Annotated in this window: 5 protein-coding genes; all 5 read right to left on the bottom strand. The window is 69.0% G+C overall.

All coding sequences use genetic code 11. From position 1 onward, the window contains the following. Positions 1-2 precede the first annotated feature (2 nt). The gene (locus tag AB8808_RS12110) at positions 3-1,133 is read right to left on the bottom strand and encodes a glycosyltransferase family 2 protein (RefSeq protein WP_369929689.1); all 1,131 of its coding nucleotides are present in this window, start codon (positions 1,131-1,133) and stop codon (positions 3-5) included. Next, positions 1,130-7,492: a non-ribosomal peptide synthetase gene (locus AB8808_RS12105; RefSeq protein WP_369929687.1), complete on the bottom strand. Its 6,363-nt coding sequence runs from the start codon at positions 7,490-7,492 to the stop codon at positions 1,130-1,132. Before AB8808_RS12105 ends, AB8808_RS12110 begins: the two co-directional genes overlap by 4 nt. Next, positions 7,489-14,142: an amino acid adenylation domain-containing protein gene (locus AB8808_RS12100; RefSeq protein ID WP_369929685.1), complete on the bottom strand. Its 6,654-nt coding sequence runs from the start codon at positions 14,140-14,142 to the stop codon at positions 7,489-7,491. The genes AB8808_RS12105 and AB8808_RS12100 overlap by 4 nt, the downstream gene beginning before the upstream one ends. Positions 14,143-14,296: 154 nt before the next feature. Then, entirely contained in the window at positions 14,297-16,534 is a 2,238-nt protein-coding gene (locus AB8808_RS12095) for a hypothetical protein (RefSeq protein ID WP_369929683.1), read from the bottom strand. Between the two features lie 19 nt (positions 16,535-16,553). Beyond that, complete coding sequence (locus AB8808_RS12090; RefSeq protein WP_369929682.1) at positions 16,554-18,479, bottom strand: hypothetical protein; 1,926 nt, start codon at positions 18,477-18,479, stop codon at positions 16,554-16,556. Positions 18,480-18,506: the final 27 nt, after the last annotated feature.

Here is an 18,506-nt window from a genome sequence, read left to right as displayed (position 1 = left end):
GGTCACCATAAATGCAGCCTTCGGTTGCGGGCGAAGGCGAGCAGTGCCTGCGCCGCGAAGAGGTTGAGGTAGAAGAACGCCAGCGCGATGCGCAGGGGCAGCCAGCGAGCCAGCGGGGGCAGGCAGCGGGCCAGCACCAGCAAGGCGCCGCCGCCGAGCAGGCCACCGAACGCCACCGCGTACAGGGGGTGGCGTGTCGCCAGCACGCCGGTGCTCACGGCAAGCGCCACGATCAGCCACGGCGCCATCAGGCGCAGCAGCTTGTGGCTGACGAAACGGAACCACAGCGGGTTGGACCAGGGCAGCAGCAGCCAGGGCGCCAGCTGTACCAACTGAAAGTTGCCGGCCAGGGTACGGATCTTGCGCCGACGCTCGTCGGCGGGCTGCTGCGAGGGACGGTCCCAGGCCATGGCCTTCGGTTCGAAGACCACGCGCATGCCCTGCGCGGCCACCCGCATCGGCAACAGCACGTCGTCGAGTACGGTGCCGGGCGGCAACGGCGAGAACAGGCTGCGGCGCATGGCGTGCAGCGCGCCGCTGACGCCCACGGTGGAGCCGGACAGCGCTTCCGCGTGACGGATGGCTTTCTCGTAGCGCCAGTAGGCATCCACGCCCTGGGCGAAACCCGTGCGGACATGCTCCATGTGCAGTTCGCCGCCCACGGCGCCCACGGTGGGATCGGCCAGGTTGGCGACCAGTTCCCGCAGTGCCACGGGCGACAGCCGCTGGCGTACGTCCGTGAACAGCAGCACGTCGCCGCGCGTGATCGCCACGGCGTCGTTGAGGCAGGCGGCCTTGCCCCGGCGGTTGGGGAAATCCAGCACGGCCAGGCGGGCATGCGTCGAGCGGCGGGCCAGGGCGGCCGTGGCGTCGTGGCAACCGTCGCAGGCGACGACGATGTCCACCAGCGCGGCGGGGTAGTCCAGCCGTTGCAGGTTGGCCAGCTTCGCCTCGATGAAGGCGGCGCCGTCGTGCACGGCGAGCACGATGCTCACCGTGGGCAGGATGGCTTCGCGTACCACCGGGCGTGGCCGCAGGCGCGCCTGCATCCAGACCAGCAGCGGATAGCCGGCGAACGTGTGCACCAGCAAGCCCGCCGATGCCCAGCAGACCACCCAGGCGACGTGGCTCATGGCCGGCCCATGAGGCGGCTGAACAGGCCACGGCGGTGAGTGGCGGCTACCCGTGGCGCGACGGCCATCTCGGCGGCCAGGGTGCCCAGCGTGCCGTTGGCCACGTCCAGCAGGTTGAGCTGCACGCCGCTGAGCGTGTGCACGCGCTGCGCCATGTCCACCGCGAGCAGCGAGTGACCGCCGACGTCGAAGAAATTGTCGCTGGTGCGGATGCGGCGCGTACCCAGCAACTCCTGCCAGATGCCGGCGAGCAGGCGCTCGGTCTCCGTGTGGGGCGTGGTGGTGTCGTCGGGAGCGGCCATCGCCGCATCGTCGTGCACGGCCAGCGCCGCGAGGTCGGGTTCGCCGGTGGCCAGGGTGGGCAGCGTGTCCAGCACGTGGACATGGTCGGGCATCGCCCAGGCCGGCAACGAAGCGACCAGCGCGGTACGCACCGCGGCGGCGTCCGGGCGCCGTCCCGGCGCCGCCACCACGTGCAGTTCGACCCGGGCGATACCGCCCGGCTCGTGGCGCGGCACGGCGATGGCGCGGACCACGCCGGGCTCGCGCAGCGCGATCGCTTCCAGCGCGCCGGGCTGCACGTCCATGCCGTGGCAGCGGAGGCGGCGGTCGTCGCGGTCCAGCACCTGCAGGCGGCCCCCGCTCAGCCAGCGGCCGCGGTATCCCGTGCGCACGAGGCCCGCTTCCCCGTGGCGTCGTGCCGCGCGGGCACGTTGACCGAACGGCATGGCCAGCAGCCGGCCACCCACGGCGAGGTCGCCCGCGGCGCCGATCGGTGCCGGCTCGCCATGCACGTCGAGAATCCAGGCTTCGCCGTGGGCAAGGGTGAGGCCCTGGTGCAGCGTGTCCGCCGCGGCGTCCAGCGCGCCGCAGGTGATGACGGGCGCCACCGCGGGATCGCCGAACAGCATCCACACACCGGCCGAGGCCTTCGCCACGCGCGTGGTCAGGTCCGCCGTGGCCGAGCCGCCGACGATCACCGCGCGCAGTCCGGCATCGCCCTGCCAGCCGCCAGCGAGCAGCGCCTGCCAGGTTTCCGGCGTGGCGATGCACAGGTGCATCGTGTCCAGACGACCCGCGGCGGCATCGCGCGTGCCCGTCTCGACCCAGGTGGCGCCGCTGGCCAGCGCCACCAGCGGGCCCAGTACCGAGAGCGGATCGCCCGGCAACGCATCGCCGCCCAGGCGCATCCCGGCCCGAACGCCCAGCGCGTCACCGAGCGACTGTACGAGATGGCCCAGTGTGCGATGCGACAGCGCCGCGCCGCAGGCCTTGCCCTCGGCATCGTGCGCCTGGAAGGCGACGGCGGCCGTGTCCGGAAGGGCGCCGCCGTGCGCGGTGGGCGTATCGATCGCGGCCAGCCAGGGGGCATCGGTATCCAGCCACACCGCGCATGCTTTCGGCCAGTCGAGCAGGGCCTGCAGGCCCGCATCGCCGACCATCACCGTGGCGCGCGCGTCGGCGAGGCCGTCGCGCAGGAAGGCGGTGGGATCGTCGCGGTCCAGCAGCAACGCCGTGGCGCCGGTCATGCCGATCGCGAGCAGGGCGGCGATGCGGTCGATACCGCGCTCGACGCACAGACCGACGACGCCACCCTCGGCGGCACCACGCTCGCGCAGCCGTGTGGCCATGCGCTCGGCGCGCTCCTGCAACGCCGCGTGGCCGATGCGACGCGTGCCGTGCTCGATCGCCACGTCGTGCGGCATCGCCGTGGCCGTGGCCTGGATCATGCCGTGGAGGTCGCGCGGCGGTTCGGCGGCCGCCTTGCGCGCTTGCCAGCCGCGCATGCATTCGCGCTCGGCCGGCGTGGCGGTGGTCAGTTCGCCGAGCGTGAGGCCGGGGTCGTCGATCACCCGACGCAGCATGGCGAGGTAGCGCTCCCGCATGCGGCACGCGGTGTCGGCCTCCAGCAGGTCCGCGTTGTAAGTCACGCCGCCGACCAGCCCCGCCTGGCTTTCCAGGAACCACAGGCCCAGGTCTTCGGTGGCTCCGCTCTGGAACAGGAGGATCTGCTCGTGCGCGAGGCCACCCCAGTCCGCCGCGCGCTGGCGCCCGTCCTGGAACGAGAACAGCGCCTGGTACAGCACGGCGCCGCTGCCGTGCACGGTCGTCAGTTCGCGTTGCAGGTATTCCAGCGGCACGTCCGGATGCCCGAACGCGTCGATCGCCGCGCGCCGCACTTCCCGCACGAACGCCAGGAAGGGCAGCGCCGGATCGACCGTGACGTGCAGCGGCAGCAGGTTGTTGAAATACCCCATGACCGCCTCTAGCTCACTGTGGTTACGACCGCGTACGGGCGTGCCCACCACCAGTTCGTTCCGTCCGGTGGAGCCGGCGAGCATGACGAAGTACAGGGCAAGCAGGGCCATGTTGAGCGTGGCGTCGGCCTGCCGGGCCACGTCGTACATGGCATCGGTCTGCTCGCGCGATACGCGTATCCACTCGGTGCGGCCCAGCCCCGACATGCCGGGGCGCCGCGGCTGGTCGGTGGGCAGCGCGCGCACGTCGCCGCGCCGCGCCAGCCGTTCGCGCCACGCGGCCAGCTGCGACTCGAAGGCCGGCGACTGCAGCCACCGCGCATGCCACGTGGCGAAGTCGCCGTAGGTCACGGGTAGTGCCGCGAGCGACGACGGCGTGCCCTCGACAAAACAGCGGTACAGCACGGACAGTTCGTTGGCGAAGATATCGAACGACCAGCCGTCCCAGACGATGTGGTGCGGCATGAAGAACAGCACGTGCTCGTTCTCGGCCAGCCGGAACAGCCGCGCGCTGAACAGGGGTGCCGTGCCGAGGTCGAACGGCGTATCGGTCAGCGCCTGCAGGCGCGCCATCAGCACGGTGTCGCGCGCGTCATGCGGCACGTCACGCAGGTCCTCGGCGGGAAACAGCGGGTAGTCCAGCCGTGGCAGCACCACCTGGGCCACCTCGTCGTCGCCGAGCGTGCGGAATGCGGTGCGCAGGCTCGGCTGGCGCTGCACCAGCGCCTGGAATGCCCTGGCGAAGGCGTCTTCGTCCAGCGGGCCGCGCAGGCGATGGGCCGACGGTGCGTTGTAGGTGACGCGTCCCGGGTGCATGCGTTCCAGTGCCCACAGCCGGTGCTGCATCAACGACAGCGGCGCATGGGCCTGGTCGTCGCGCGGGCTGATCGGTTCGGCCACCGGCGCGGTGCCGGCGTCGATCCGTGCGCGCAGGGTCGCGGCCAGGCGTTCCACGCTGGGCGCATCGAACAACGTGCGGAACGACAGCGACACGCCGAATTCGCGGTTCAACGTGGCGGTGAGCTGGGCCGCCAGCAGCGAGTGCCCGCCCAGCGCGAAGAAGTCGTCGCGCACGTCGAGATCGGGCAGGGCGAGCACGGCTTCCATCGCCGCTGCCACGCGCCGCTCGTCGTCGTTGCGCGGCCCGACGCGCGCGCCGGGAGCGGCGAACGAACGGGCGATCGGCGGCGGCAGCGCAGTGCGGTCGATCTTGCCGTTGGGCAGCAGGGGAATGGCGGGGAGGGCGAGGACATGCTGCGGCAGCATGTAATCCGGCAGGCGCGCGCGCAGTCGCGAGCGCAGCGATTCCTCGTCGGGCACCCCACCGTCGCGACCGACGACGTAGGCGACCAGCCGCACGTCACCGGGCCGATCCTCGCGCGCCATGACCACGGCGCGCGCCACCTCCGGCAGGTCGGTCAGAGCGCTTTCGATCTCGCCGGGCTCGATGCGGTAACCGCGCACCTTCACCTGGAAATCGAGGCGACCCAGGTGCTCGATCAGGCCGGCGGACGTCCAGCGGCCGCGATCGCCGGTACGGTACATCCGCGAGTCCGGCGCTTCCGACCACGGATCGGCGACGAAAGCCGCGGCGGTCAGGTCCGGCCGGCGCAGGTAGCCGAGCGTGACACCCGCGCCGCCGATGTGGATTTCGCCGGGCACGCCGAGCGGGCAGTGGTTGCCGTGCTCGTCCAGGATATGAACGGTGGTGTTGGCGATCGGACGACCGATGTAGATGCCGTCGCGCGGGGTGCTCACCCGCCAGTACGTGGAATACACGGTGGTCTCGGTGGGGCCGTAGCCGTTCCACACCTCGCCGCAGCGCTCCAGCAGGGCCTCGGCCAGGTCCAGTGGCAGCGGCTCGCCGCCGGACACTGCACGGAAGGCCGGCCGGCCACGCCATCCCGCATCGACCAGCAGGCGCCAGCCCGCCGGCGTCGCCTGCATCATCGTGGCGTCCGCTTCCTCGATAAGACGACGCAACTGGCCGCCGTCGCGCACGTCGTCGCGGCCGGCGATCACCACTTCGGCGCCGCTGGTCAGCGGCAGCATCAGCTCCATGAAGGCGATATCGAACGACAGCGTGGTGACGGCGACCAGGCGGTCATCCGGCGCGATACCCGGCACGCGCTGCATGCTGGTAAGGAAATTGGCCGCCGCGCGGTGTGGCACGCGCACGCCCTTGGGGCGCCCGGTGGAACCGGAGGTGAAGATCACGTACGCCACCGAATCCGGCGTGGCCGCGCGACGGTCGCGCTCGGGGCGTTCGAACGAGGCATGCACCATCTCGTCGTCGCTGAGGGCGAGCACGCGGCTTGCGTCGATGTGGAAGGCCGGCGGGGCGGTATCGTCGATCACCAGGGCCGCCAGTTGGGCGTCGTCGGCCATGAAGGCCAGCCGCTCGGCAGGGAACCCGGGGTCCAGCGGCACATAGCCGGCGCCCGACTTGAGCACGCCCAGCACGGAGGCCAGCATGTCGAAGCCGCGGCCGAGCGACAGCCCGACCAGTGCGCCATGGCCGATGCCGCGGGCACGCAAGGCGTTGGCGATGCGGTTGGAGCGCGATTCCAGCGCGGCGTAGGTGAGCGTGCGGTCCGCATGGCGCGCGGCGATGCGCTCGGGGGTGCGGTCGCATTGCTGCTCGAAGAACTCGTGCGCCAGGCGAAGTTCCGGAAACGGCGTGGGGGCGGGTTGCAAGCCGGCCAGTTCGCGGTACACGGCATCGGAGACCACAGGCAGCGCGACGGCCGTCGTGTCCGGCGCAAGCGCGGCGTAGCGCAGCAGGGTGACGTAAGCATCGAGCCAGCCCTGGATGGTGGCGCCGTCGAACAGGTCGGCGTTGTACTGGCATTCCAGGCGCAGGTGGCCGTCCACCGGCACGGCGTTGACGAACAGCTCGAAATTCTCGTACTCGCGCGGCACGGCGGCGAGGTCGTAACGCAGGCCCGGGAAGCGGGCGGTGCTTTCGTCCAGCGCCGCGTCCAGGTTGAACAGTACCGCGACCAGCGGCAGCCGCGCCGGATCGCGGGCCAGCGACAGCCGGGCGAGCAGGCTGCCCAGCGTATGGCGCTGGTGGTCGAAGGCGTCCATCAGGTCGGCGCGCACGTCGCCCAGCACTTCGGCGAACGGTGCCTCCGCGCCGATGCGGGCGCGTAGCGGCAGCACGTTGACCGCATGGCCGACCAGCGTATCGAGGCCACCGGCGGCCTGGCCCGCCGACGGTATGCCGATCACCACGTCGTCCTGCCCGGCGAGCCGGCGCAGCAGCACGGCGAAACCGGCGACCAGCGTCGCGTGGAAGCTGGCGCGGTGGGTCGCGCCGAGGCGGCGGATCGCATCCACATCGGCGCGGTCCAGCAGGCGATCCTCACGACGCGAGGCGAACGTGCGGTAGCGCGGTCGGGGGTGGTCCACCGGAAGGTCCAGCACCGGCGGCGGCGTGGCGAAGCGTTCCAGCCAGTAGCGCGCGTCGTCCTCGGCGGTCGCACCGGCCAGGTGGGCGACCTCGGCACGGGCGAAGTCCGAGAACGTACCGGGTGCGTCCGGTCCACCGGCCGCACCGGTGTGCCGTGCATAGAGCGCGGCCAGGTCGCGCACGATCACGCCGAACGACCAGCCGTCGCAGACCAGGTGATGCGCGCACAGGACCAGCAGGTGGCGATCGGCGGCCAGGCGCACGATGTCCGCACGGAACAGCGGACCGTTTTCCAGGTCGAACGGCGTCGTCACCTGTCGGGACAGCATCGCCTCGATGCGCGCATCGCTTTCGAACGGCGGCAGCGACGCGTAGTCGTGCCGTTCCAGCGGCAGCATGGCCTGCTCCGCGACGAACATGCTCGCGCCGTCGTCGGCGAACGTGGCGCGCAAGGCCTCGTGGCGTTCGACCAGGTCGTGCAGCGCGGCCTCCAGCGCGGGCACGTCGAGCAGCCCCTTGAAGGTCAGCGAGATCGCCTCGTTATAGGCCAGCGAGGCTTCCGGTTCCAGCTGGCAGGCCAGCCAGATCTCGCGCTGCGCCGGGGTGGTCGGCAGCACGCAGGCCAGCGGGTCGCCGGCGAACGGATCGTAGTCGACCGCGGTGGCGGCCTGCTCGTGCGGCATCATGCGTTCACCTTCAGGAACTTGCCTGGTGTGTCGGGGTTGGGGACGAACCACGCGGGGCTGCCGTCGGGATCGCGACCCAGGCGCGCTCCCGCCACCGGCGGCCGGGTCGCGTCCATCGCCGTGGCGTCGCGGCGGCGCGGCAGGAACCCGGCCTCCTGCATTTCCAGCACGGATTCACGGAACGCCGTGGCGATGGCGGCGAAGTCGGCCTCTTCATGCGCGGTGGTGAAGAAACACGGAAAGTTGTCGAGGATGTGGATGCCGCGGCTGCGCATCATCGCGAACAACAGGTCCTGCAGCGGGTGGTCCTCGGTGAACACGGTTTTCCACACCGACGCGAAGTGGACCACGTGCAGTGGCGCGCCCACGTCGGCACAGAATGCCGTGAGCCCGTCGGCGAACGCGCCGACCTTCGCGTTGAGCGTGGCCTGCAACGTCGGGCCCTGGTCGGCGAGGTGACCTAGCACCGCGTGCGCGGCCGCGAGGGCCAGCGGATGCCGCACGAACGTGCCGGCAAAATAGGTGACGCCCACGGTCGGTACGGAATCGTCGCCGTAGCGCCAGTCGCCGCCGTCCAGCGCATCCATGAAACGGCGCGCACCGGCGATGATGCCGATGGGGAAGCCGCCGCCGACCACCTTGCCGTAGGCGGCCATGTCGGCATCGATACCCAGGACGGCCTGTGCACCGCGCGGATGGGCCCGGAATCCGGTCACCACCTCGTCGAAGATCAGCAGCGCATCCGCATCGCGCGTGATCGCGCGCAGCTCGCGCAGGAATTCCACGGGCTGGAAATCGGGACGCCGGCTCTGTACCGGCTCGACCATCACCGCGGCGATGGTCGAGCCGCGCTCGCGGATGATCTGCAGCGACTCGGGCGTGCCGTATTCCAGCACCAGTACATGCTCGGCGGTGTTGCGCAGGATGCCGGGCGCGGCGGGCACGGAGGTCAGTTTCTTCGTGCCGCGGACCAGCACCTCGTCGAAGATGCCGTGGTAGGAGCCGGTGAAGATCACCAGCGTGTCGCGGCCGGTCACGGTACGCGCCACGCGCACGCAACCCATCACCGCTTCGGAGCCGGTGTTGCACAGCGCCGCGCGATCGAAGCCGGTCAGCTCGCAGACCTGCCGGGCTACCACGCCGGCCAGCGGGTGCTGCGGGCCGATCTCGTAGCCCTCGTCGAGTTGCCGGCGCACGGCATCCAGCACGAAATCCGGTTGCCAGCCGAACAGGTTCATGCCGAAGCCGTTCAGCGCGTCCACGTACCGGTTGCCGTCCAGGTCCCAGACATGCGCGCCCCTGGAGCGCGCGATGACGATCTGGTAGACGATGTCTTTCAGTAGCGGGCGGAAACCGTTGACCACGCGCGGATCGGCCAGATGCGGGCGGTGTTCCTCCGTATAAGCCCGCGACGCCGCCGTGCGCGCGATGTAGCGCTGCATGAAGGCATCCAGCCGTGCGCGCTGCCGCGCACTCAGGTCCGTGGCGCCATGATGAATGCGGGCGATGGCGCCGAAGGCTTTCTTCACGTCGTACGAGGTGTGCGCCAGCGCGGCCTCTTCGTCGTTGGCCGCAGTCTGCGTCCCCTGCGTCGACGGCGCCCTTGCCGGCGTCGCACCCGTACCTGCACCCGCAACACCCGCACTCGCAGCACCAGCACCGATATCCGTACTGGCGGTAGACGACACGGCAGTTACCTTCATCGCCGCCTCCATGCCCGCCAGCAACGCCAGCTGCTCGCGCATCAACTGCATCTGCTGCGCGATCACCGCCTGCACCGTATCCGTCCCCACCGCCGCCGATACGGGCGCCGTCGCAGGAGCCCACGATGTGGGCGATGTCTCCGCCACAACACCCGATTCCGCCTTGACGCCCGCATCCTCCCCCGGCAACAACCGGTCCAGATGCCCTGCCAGCCGCTCGAACGACGAACACCCGTCCATCAGCTCGCGAAAGGTCACCTTCAATGCATAGGCCCTCTGCAACTGCAACGCCACCTGCGTCAGCGACAACGAATCCAGTCCCAGCTCGACGAAATGCGCCGCCGGATCGACCCCCGCCATGTCGGCGCCGGAGACATCCTCGAACAGGGCGACGAGCTCACCGACGAGACGCGCGTGACGCGGGGAAACGGAGGCGGGCTGCGACATGGGTGGTTCTTCCACGGGCGGGGGCGGGGGGGAGGCAGTTTCGTTTCGCGTAGCCGTCGTAGCCGCCAGGCTGGCGATCGACGCGGCAGGCGGCGCATCCACCCAATGGCGTGTGCGCTCGAAGGGATAGGTCGGCAGGCGCAGGCGGCGCCGCCGGGCCCGATGGTCCAGTGCTTTCAGGTCCACGGGTACGCCCGCGCCCCACAGCGTGCCGGCCGCATCGAGCAGGGCCTTCCGCTCGCCGGCCGGGGTGTCGGCCAGGCTGGCCACCATCGTCCGGCCGCGGGCCTGGGCGTGCTGGCGCCCCAGCTGGGTCAGCACCGCGCGTGGGCCCACTTCCAGGAACGCCGTGCCGCTGTCGTCCAGCGCGTGGCACAGTGCCGGCGAAAAACGCACCGTCTGCCTCAGCTGACGCACCCAGTAATCGGGGGAGGTGGCTTCATCGACCGTCAGGGGCTTACCGCTGAGCGTGGAGACGATGGGGATCGAGGGCGCCGACAGGTGGATGCCGGTAAGTGCGTCGCCGAAGGCATCGAGCACCGGATCCATCATGGACGAGTGGAATGCGTGCGACGTGTGCACCCGCCGGCAGGCCACGTTTTCGGCTTCCAGGGCGATGCGGAACACCTCGACATCGGCGGTCGGCCCGGAGACGACGGTGGCTTCAGGCGCATTCTCCGCGGCCAGCGACAGCGTGGCCGGCATCCGCGCGGCGACCTCGTCCGCACCGAGGCGCACGGACAGCATGCTTCCGGTAGGAAGACCCTGCATCAGGCGACCGCGTCGCGCGATGAGGCATGCCGCATCGGCGAGCGACATGACCCCGGCCAGGACGGCCGCGGCGAACTCGCCCACGCTGTGCCCGATCATGGCCACCGGTGTCACGCCCAGGCTCATCCACAGGCGCGCCAGGGCATATTCGATGGCGAAGGTGGCCGGCTGCGTCAGCGACGTCGCAGCCAGCGCATCGGCATCGTCTGCAAACAGGTGCTCGCGCACGTCGAAGCCGAGTTCCGTAAGGAGTGCAACCGCAACCTCGTCGAGTGCCGAACGGAACGCAGGCTCGACGGCATGCAATTCGCGCCCCATGCCCGCGTACTGCGACCCCTGGCCCGGGAAGAGGAAGACCACGCCGGGTGCCGCCGGAGCACAGGCATGACCGGTGGTGGCCGCGGCGATGTCGCGCAGGCGGGTCACCGCATCGTCGGTGGTGAGTGCCACGACATGTGTCCGTTGCGGGAAGGCCTTGCGACCGCTGGCGAGCGTCCATGCCACATCGGCCAGGTTGCCGTCGGGATGGGCCGCCAGATGATCCGCGAGTCGACCCGCCGCGTTGCCCAGGGCGGACGGTGTACGCGCGGACAGCAGCAGCAACTGTGCGCCGCTGGCGGCATCCGAGGGATTTCGCTGCGGCGCCTCTTCCAGGATGACGTGGGCATTGGTGCCACCGACGCCGAACGAGCTGACGCCGGCACGCAGTGGCCCCTCCGCCGTCTGCCACGCCCGCAGCGTGTGATTGATCGTGAAAGGCGATCCGGCGAGGCCAAGTCGCGGGTGCGCGGCGGTAAAGTGCAGCGACGGCGGCAGGCGCCGCTCGCTCAGGGCCAGCGCGGTCTTGATGACACCGGCCGCACCCGCGGCGATCACCATATGGCCGACATTGGTTTTCAACGAGCCGAGCGCGCAGAACCCCGTGTCATCGGTGCCTCGGCGGAAGGCCTGGGTCAGTCCCTCCAGCTCGATCGGATCGCCCAGCGGCGTCGCGGTGCCGTGGGCTTCCACGTAAGAGATATCGCGCGGCGATACGCCCGCGTTCCGCAACGCCATGGTGATGACGGCTGCCTGGCCAGCGGCGTTGGGCGCGGTGAAGCTCGCCTTGATGCCGCCGTCGTTATTGACGGCGCCGCCGCGCACCACAGCATAGATGGGGTCGCCATCGCGCAGGGCATCGGGCAGACGTTTGAGCAGCACCACTGCCGCGCCATCGCTGAAGACGGTGCCTTGCGCATCGATGTCGAATGCCCGCGTGTGTCCGTCCGGAGACAGCATCGACCCTTCCTGCGCCACATAGCCGCTACGGGACGGGCAGGTGATCGACGAGCCGCCTGCCAGCGCCATGTCGCACCGTCCGGCACGCAACGCATCCATGGCCTGCACGATGGCCACGAGCGACGTGGAGCACGCGGTGTTCAGGCTGATCGCGGGGCCGGTGAGGTTGAGCTTGTGCGCCACGCGTGTGGCGAGGTAATCCTTCTCGTTGCCGAGCATCACAGGAAAGGTACCGAACCGCTCTACGAGGTCCGGACGACCGCTCAGATGCCGCTGGAGGTACGTGGCGTTGTGCATGCCGCCGAATACGCCGACCGGTACCTCCTGGGCATCCGGCACGTAGCCTGCGCGCTCCATGCATTCCCAGCACAACTCGAGGAACAACCGTTGTTGCGGATCGGTAAGCTCGGCCTCGCGCGGCGACATGCCGAAGAAACCGGCGTCGAAGAGATCGCTGCCCTCGACGATACCGCGCGCGGCGACATAGCCCGGATCGTTGCGTTCCGCCTCGCCGATGGACGGGTCCAGCTCGTCAGGCGAAAAGAAACGGATCGACTCACGACCGGCACGGAGGTTGTCCCAGAATGCCTCGACGTCGGCCGCACCGGGGAAGCGGCCAGCCATGGCCACGATGGCGATGGATTCGCTCGCGCCTGGCGCGATGGCAGCAAGCCGATGGGCGGTCCGGTCCTGGCCCGTCTGCCCGTGGATAGCCGCGGCCACGGCGGCTACCGTAGGCAGCGCGAAAAAACCGACGAGCGTCGGAACGGGCGAGACGTGCGCGTGGACACGGCCCATCGCACGCGTGGCGAGCAGGGAGCTGCCGCCCAGGTCGAAGAAATTGTCGTCGCGGCCCACCTGGTCAAGGCCGAGCACGTCGGCAAAGATGGCGCTTATGGTCGTTTCCGAGCCGTTACGCGCGGGCACGTAAGCGGCCGCCAGTTCCGGACGCGAACGGCCCGGCGCCGGCAGGGCATGACGGTCCAGCTTGCCGTTGGCGTTGAGCGGCAGCGCGTCCCTGCGTATCCATGCCACCGGCAACATGTAGTCGGGCAGCGTAAGTGCCAGCGCATCGCGCAGGTCGCGCGCGGAAAGGGAGGCCTCCCGGCTCACGTAATAGGCAACCAGGCGCTTCTCGCCGGGGCGATCCTCGCGGGCGAGTACCGCCGCCGAGACCACGCCGGGCACGGCCCGCAACGCCAGCTCCACTTCGCCGGTCTCGATGCGATGGCCGCTGATCTTCACCTGGCCATCGGTACGACCGACGAAAGCGAGGTTGCCGTCGCCCAGACGGTACACCCGGTCGCCCGTTCGATAGAGCCTGCCGTGCTCCGACGCGACAAACCGTTCGGCGGTCAGGTCGGCATTCCCCAGATAACCCCGTGCCACGCCCGTGCCGCCGATGAACAGTTCGCCCGTCTCGCCGTTCTCGACCGGCCGGCCCTGCGCATCCAGCACATGGACGGAGGTCTCGGCGATCGGTCGGCCGATCGGAATGGCCTGGACCCCCTCCGGCAGGTCGTGAGGAATCGTATAGGTGGTGGCGAACGTGGTGGTCTCGGTGGGGCCGTAGCCGTTGATCAGTGTGGTGCCGGGCAGGGCGGCAAGCGCCTTGCGCACGTGCGGCACCGACAATGCCTCACCGCCGGTCAGTACATAGCGCAGGCCGGCGAGGCTTGCCGGGTCGTCGTCGACGATGGCGTTGAACAGGGCGGCGGTGAGCCAGGCGATCTCGGTGCCGTGCACGGCGACACTGCGTGCGATGCCACGGGCGGTCGGCACGCGCTCGTCATGGACGATGCAGGTGCCGCCGTTGAGCAGCGGGGCGAAGATCTCGAACGTGGAGGCGTCGAAACCCAGCGGCGCGGCATGCAGCACCCGGGGCGCATCGAAGTCGATGTAGTCGGATCGGGTAACCAGGCGCAGGATGGCCTTATGGCCTATGTCGACTGCCTTGGGCCGTCCGGTCGATCCGGACGTGTACATGGCGTAAGCGGCGTCGCCGCCGTTCACCGATACCGGCTCCAGGTGCATGTCGGTCGCCCGGAGCCGTCCCGCGGTGAACACCGGCAAGGGGCCGAAATCGTGTTCCGACGGCTCGTCCACCACGACCGCGGCGACGTTTGCGTCGCTCAGCGCCAGTGCGATGCGCGCGGCCGGCCAGTGCCTGTCCAGGGGCAGGTAGGCTGCGCCGGCCCTGAGTACGCCCAGCAACACGACGACGGCCTGCACCGACCGTTCCATCAGGAGCGCAACGTGGGCGCCAGGAGCGATGCCTGCCTCGGCCAGCGCCGCGGCGATGCGACCGCTGCGCGTGTCCAGCTCCGCGTAAGAGAGCGCAAGGCCATCGCAGACCAGGGCCAGGCGCTCGGGAACGGCACGTGCGACCGCGGCAAAGCGCGCATGAACGGTATCCCCGGCAGGGAAACACGACGTCGCACACCGGTCCATGAGGGTCCCCTTCGAGCTATCCAGGGCTATTTATAGACGGGTACGGCCGTGGCTCATATACAACTGGCGCGCTAGCCGCGGTAGGCAAAAGGTGGATGCCATGAACGCGCAAGGCGCGCCGAAGCGCGCCTTGCGGGTCGTCCCGTTCCTTCACTCAGCTTTGCAGCGGTGTGTCCGACAGCACCTCGCTTGCCGGGACCATCGCATCCACGTGCCGGGCCCGCGTCCTGCGATAGCCCGGAGGCGTTTCGCTATAGGGAGTCGCCGCGGCTTTCATCGACAGGGCCTGCGACATCTGTCGACTCCCGGCCCGTTCGATGCTGTAGGTAACCTCCACGGTTTCACCGAAGTTGAACGGCAGCACGCCCGCGGGAACGGTAAACGTCATCCCGGCGGGATTGCCCTGCTTCGGAGAGGTGGTATGCGAGCCGTTTGAACTGCTGCCCCGCCACGTCACGGAAACCTGGTCGCTCGCCTTGAGTACCGGATTTTCGGGTACCCGAACGGTGATGCCGGCCACGACATCGAAGGGATCGAGTTCGCCGTCGCTAGCCTGGTCCACGGTGGGTGCGGGAAGGACCAGCTGTGCGGAACCGACGTTCAGCAGAAGCGACTGCGATGCCCCGCTGCCGCCGGCGGCATAGGCCACCGAGTAGCGAACGGTCACCGTGCCGCCGAGGCTGGGCGTCAGCCGGTTCTTCGGCACATAGGTGGTGACCTTGCCGCCGGAGCGATGGCTCAGTTCATCCGTCCACGGCGTGGCATCGGCGCTGCCCTGCCAGATGAAGGTGACCTTGTCGCCGGGCGCGATGGCCGGCCAGGCCGCATCCACCTGCACGCCCAGTGCACTGTTCACCTTGTCCGGATCCAGCCATTCCCCCTCGGCGAGGGGTACGTTGGGAGGGGGGAGCGTGCTGACGGCGCCGCTGATCTTCAGCACCCGCTCGGGTGAAACCACCGTGCCATCCGGTGCGATCATCCGCCTGGACGTTACCGTTCGCGTACCGTCGGCCGCGAGCGAGAAGTTGTCCACCCGATACGCGAACGACGCGACGCCCCCGGCGAGGGCTGCGATCTTCTCCTTCGGCGTGACGAAGACGATCGGCGCGTCGATATTGCCGATGTCACGATAGGCCTGGTCGCCGACGATGACGCCACCCGGGGCCTGTCCGTACATCTCGTAGCTGACGCGGTCGCCGGAGGCGATGAAGGGATACTTCTCGACCACGACCGTCGCGCCATCCGGCACATCGGCCGGGTCCAGCGTGTCGCCGACAGCCTGGATCACGGTGGGGGCGGTGAGCCTTTGTACATCGCCGACGATGCTGACGAACGTACGCGCCGAGGGCAGGGGGGTGCCGGTCCCGCCGACGGCCACCGTGTAGCTGACGGTGGCGTTGCCTTGCGCCAGCACCGCGACGTCGTCGAAGGGTACGTCGAAACGCACGAATCTGGGCACCGGGCTGGTAACGGTCGTCTCCAGCACCACCGGTTCGATGGCACTGCCTTCGGCCGTCTGTCCGGACCAGGTGAGCGTAACGATGTCGTTCGGGCCGATACGGGTTTTTTCGCCTTCCGTGTAAGTGACATGAACCTCCGCGGGGCCGCCACGCAGGTCCTCGATATGCAGCACGTCGAACTCGTCGGCGTCATGGATCGAGGGGCCGGGTAGCCGGTCGCCGATTTCCACGTTTGTCGTGGCGACGGGTGACCAGCGCGACCAGTTGTTGACGCGGTCGCGGATCTGGTAAGACACCGGCACGCGGTCGTCGCCGCCCTGTTTGATCTCGGCCGCGGTCAGCGCGACCTTCACTGCACCGGTCTGCGTGGAGGGCGGGAGTTTCTTGCGGAAGCTTCCCCAGGCCACCGTCAACACGTCCCCGACTTCCTGGTTGATCCATTCCGGTACCGTGAACTCGACCGGCTGTTCCTTGCCCACGATCCGTGGCAAGTCCGCGATGGGCGATAGATTCTCGTTTTGTGGGGTAGCGGGTACGGGATCGATGCCGCCCGGCACCGTGAGGTCGACCAGGACCTTGATCGAGGCCGAGGTGCTCGGATTCCCGCCGGGGAAGGCGACCAGGGTATACCAGACCTCGACCTCGGCCTGCGTGGGTCCGTTCTTGATGGTCTCCGCCGGCATGGCGATGAGGAAGGCTTCCTTCTCGGTATTGACCGTATGGGTGACGGCCGCCCGGTCCGGGTCTCCCCAGAACAGCCTGATTTCGTCGCCCGTATGCATGTCCAGCCACGGGCCTACGCGTACCCATACGCCCTTCTGGTTGTCCTCCACGTCCTCGTAACCGATGCCTCCGTTGGTTTCCGCATCAGGCACGGTGGGGACGGGCAAGGTGACGTAGATGTCGGAAAGGATCTGTGTGTTGTCTTCCATGGTCGGGCTCCTTGGTGGGTCAGGTGTCGTCACGCATATCGCAGAGCACGAAGGCATCTGCTGAACTCACGGTGCCTGGGGGGGCGGTGACTGTGTAGCTGGCGCGGGCGGACCGGCTCTCGACGAAAAGCAGCTTGTCGGTAGGGATGAGGAACGTATGGTCGTCGCGGACGTCGTCCGGGCCGACCACCTGTTCCGCGGCATGGCGACTGGCTTCGATGGGTGCGCCGCTACCGTTGCTCTCCGGGTATTGGACGAAGTGCATGACGATCCGGTCGCCGAGTCGCTGGTTGACGTATAGCGGCACCAGGAACGGTGTGCCGCCGTCGCTCAGGGCGATCTCGCGGTTGAGCGAGTTGTAACGGTTCGCCTCGGGAAAACGTCCCTCCTCCAGGCCGCCCGGGCCACCCGGAAGGTCGTCGGCGATCGTCACACGTACCTGTTGCGCCGGTGACCGGGAGATATTGGGAACCGCATTGCCGGTGCCGTCCCGCACCATGCGTGTGGCGCGGTAATGCATCGTCGCGATGCCCGAGCCACCGGATTTCAGGATCGCCGAGGCCACCGTGACCGGTATGTCCTTACCGACATCGACCGGACCTAACGTATACGGCGGTTGTACCGGTTCGCCGTTCCATACCAGCTGCAGCACATCGCCGGGCAGAAACGCAGGAAACGCCGGGGATGTCGAGCTCCAGCCGGGAAGGGTCGCCGTGGCGGCGAGCTCCGCATCCGCGGGCGTAATCACGTTGAGTGACCCGCTGGCCGCACCCAGGATGGAAGGCCGCCCCAGGCTTTCCATTTCCGGCGTTTCGGGGTCGGGGTCGGGGCCGCCGGGCAGGGAGAGGTCCACCTGCACATCCGTCAGCGCGGGTGAGCGCGTGGCGAACGACGGTCGCCTTACCTCGTAGCTCACGTCCACCGCGTACCGCTCGGGCACACGTTGCAACACGGCGTAGGGCACCCGAACCGACACCACCACCGGCGTGGCGTCCGGTTCGGTCACGATGGTGTCCGCGAGTGCCGCCTCGCCCCAGAAGACGACGATGACGTCACCGGCCTTAGCCTTCGCATAGGCAGGTATATCGACCATGACCGGTGCCCGGGCATCGTCTTCGTGGATCAGCCCGTCGTCGGCGAACAGCGGTATCACGGGCGGCTTCAGATCCTTCACCCGGTCGATCAGGCTGACCTGTAACGGCTCCGGATCCGGTCGCAGGGAGACGTTGCCTGCGCGATCGGCAATGAGGAAACCGAAATCGTGGACGGTGCCGTCGAACGGAAGAAGCGAGGACTCGTCGAAGCGCAGTTCGATGTCGTGGCCTATGTTCGACGCCGTGAGTTCCCTGATCGGCGTGCGCGGCGTGTCGTCGATCATCCCCTCGAGCCAGTCGCCGACGGCTGCCGTGTCGTAGCCCTTGACGATGGCGGGCAGGTAACGTTGGCCGCTGCCATCGTCCACGAGCGTTTCCGGCGTGATGCCTTCAGCGATGACGCGTGGGTCGAACAGCAACGTAGCCAGCGAATCCCTTCCAGGGCGCACGACATCGGTGACGAAGCTTTGTCCGGCGGGCCCGGATTCATAGCCACCGCCACCCGACGCGTAGTGCACGCGGTAGTTGATCGACGAGACGAGCCGGTCCTGCTTCGGGTCCAGCGGACGGTCGGCGGCGCGCAGCGTGATCGGGATCGTATCGCCTACACGGTAATCCTGGAGCGTCACCGGATCACCTACGGGCACGCCTTCGACGAGGAGTTGCAATTGATCGGACTCGCCGCCTTCCGGATCGTCCGTGAGCGGGTACAACAGGCTCAGCTCGATGTCCCGGTCGCGCACGGATGCGAGGAGCAGGTTGTCGGGTGCGCTGCCCTCCGGCCGGCGCGCAAGGGCCTCCGCGGGAAACTGCAGCACCGGCCTGAGTACCATGGGCTTGTTATGGGTCATCACGCCTCCTTGCGTAAGTGGGGCGCG

Source organism: Xanthomonas sp. NCPPB 2632 (genome assembly GCF_041228075.2).
GTDB lineage: Bacteria > Pseudomonadota > Gammaproteobacteria > Xanthomonadales > Rhodanobacteraceae > Luteibacter.
This window is presented reverse-complemented; position numbering and strand designations above follow the sequence as displayed.